This window comes from Thermotalea metallivorans, from assembly GCF_001562415.1.
Classification (GTDB): Bacteria; Bacillota; Clostridia; order Peptostreptococcales; family Thermotaleaceae; genus Thermotalea; species Thermotalea metallivorans.
On the sequence record NZ_LOEE01000089.1, the window covers coordinates 1 to 2031 of the forward strand.

Consider the following 2031-nt stretch of genomic DNA (forward strand, 5'->3'; position numbering starts at 1 on the left):
AAGGGGTGTCCCTATGACAATGCCAGTATAGAAAGCTTTCATGCAATATTAAAGAAAGAATGTGTATACCTGAATACATTCATAGATCATGAACATGCAAAATCAGTATTATTTCAGTATATAGAAGGGTTTTATAATAGAAAACGAATCCATTCATCAATTGATTATATGACCCCAGAGCAATATGAGAATATGTGTAGAGCAGCATAGCTTGCTTTAGATTTTAAGCCTGAGGGAATACTAGCCAACCCGTAGGGCTTGCCCTTGATAAACTAATGAATAAATGCTAAAATAGCTTGTTCCGAAGGCTGTATATAGCTTGCTTTGAGTTTATCGCCTTCGGGTAAAAGCCAGGGTGCATTTATGAATAGTTTGTCAAGGGTGGCGGTAGTTGAAATAAAAAACTTAAATTTGTGTCCAAACTATTGACATAGATCCATTTTATTGTAGCTTACCTATAAGGATTTAAAAAAAACCCTATTTTGTAGGGTTTTTTTTAGTGCTTTTTAGTTTATTCTTTTTTAGTTTATAAGTTGACAATAAGTTGTTTATCACGAATGTGATACCCTTTTTCAAGCAATGTTTCAACAGTAACATATCCATCTCGTGTTATGAACATGTTTTTTTCTGTATTATAAAAATTCATAACTTCTGTGAGCTTTATCAGTGTTTTTAATTTTGCATATTCTTCTTTCTGGAGCTTTTGGATGCTTTCCTCAAATAATTTAGTGAAAAGATCCCTATCAACAGCTAACATAAAAAGAAACACATTTTTCTCAAAAAATTCTGCTTGATTGTCATATTTTTGGGACTGTTCAATAAACGCTTTTAGCATATTTGTCACAACTTCATTTGCTTTTACATAGAAAAATTCTTTCCGGGCCATAATTTGTCCTCCCTTTTAAATAATTTTAAATTTTAAAAAAAATATATTTATAAATATATTATACCACTATATAGTTATTTTAATAAATAATTTTAATATAAAAAATATATTATTTTAAAATAAAAAAAATATACAAAAAATTTTTACTAATTATAGTTTTGCATAAAATTTGCCAAAACCATCAAAATCATAGTCATGTATAAAATAAATATAAAAAAAATAAGTGAAGTTGTAATAAATAGTCATATTATGATAATATTATAAATATAAAAAACATATCTTTTTTTATTTCATTTTTTTAAAAGGAGAGAAAACCATGTCAAAAAAAAATATTCATATAATTGAAGATAAAGAAATTGTAAAAGTAAAAAAATATATTGTGAAAACTGCTGATCTTGTGGAAGAACTTAAAAATATTATTAATATGTTGCTAAATAAAAGAATTGATGAGCATGATTTTGAAAAGAATATATACGAATATATGCAACGTTATCATGATCTTTTCTATAATGAAAAGAACGAAGTAAGGCCGAGTGTTAAAAATGCACTTGGGAAAAGAAAAGTTAAAATGATTGAGAGTGCTGTTAAAGAATGGCAGAAAAAACTAAAGCAATAAAAAAGGTACTTATGGGAGTTTTTTATTATTTTATTCCTTGTTCCGGCTTGTATAAAGCTTATTCCAAAAACCATCTTTAATTATTCTAAAGCCCTAATTATTCTAAAGCCCTATATCATTTTTGGTATAGGGCTTTAGAATAATTTTTGTCTGTCCTTGAATGATACAGAAGCGGTTACAGAAAAAGAAAGAGAAGAATTTCTGCGAAAGCAAGGAAAATTTCTTTGCAAGGTAATGTTATTTACAGTTAGTATCGAGGGATAAAAAATAAATTAATCAACTTTCGCACAAAATTGATGTGCGATGAATATTGAAAAATCAATAGTGATGTTAGTATATAAGTATGGACACAAAATAAGGTTTTAGATATACTAAAGATTTATAGATTTACGCTTCTAAAATTTAACCTATTTGTAATAGTTTCGTGCAAATACAAGTTGTTTAACTTTAGTAGTGTTTTCTCTAATATAAGTTTGAAATTCTTTGACTTTGTTTGATATTTCCTCAATGATTGTAAATGCTGAAGCTC

The 2031-nt window shown here is 27.2% G+C and carries 3 protein-coding genes; 2 read left to right on the forward strand and 1 reads right to left on the reverse strand.

The genetic code is table 11. From position 1 onward, the window contains the following. The coding region (locus tag AN619_RS15135; RefSeq protein WP_157064892.1) for an IS3 family transposase at positions 1–210 on the forward strand (210 nt) is incomplete at its 5' end. A 316-nt stretch (positions 211–526) separates the two neighbouring features. Here the strand turns inward: AN619_RS15135 and AN619_RS15140 are convergent. Further along, positions 527–886 carry a hypothetical protein gene (locus AN619_RS15140; protein ID WP_068558105.1) on the reverse strand — a complete coding sequence of 120 codons (360 nt, stop codon included), beginning with the start codon at positions 884–886 and terminating at the stop codon, positions 527–529. 316 nt (positions 887–1202) lie between these two features. On the opposite strand from AN619_RS15140, the gene AN619_RS15145 reads away from it, so the two are divergent. After that, entirely contained in the window at positions 1203–1502 is a 300-nt protein-coding gene (locus AN619_RS15145; protein ID WP_068558106.1) for a hypothetical protein, read from the forward strand. The last annotated feature ends 529 nt before the right edge of the window (positions 1503–2031 follow it).

Coding starts and splice junctions, on each gene's coding strand:
- AN619_RS15140 (WP_068558105.1), bottom strand. CDS start 886: ATGGCCCGGAAAGAATTTTTCTATGTAAAAGCAAATGAAGTTGTGACA.
- AN619_RS15145 (WP_068558106.1), top strand. CDS start 1,203: ATGTCAAAAAAAAATATTCATATAATTGAAGATAAAGAAATTGTAAAA.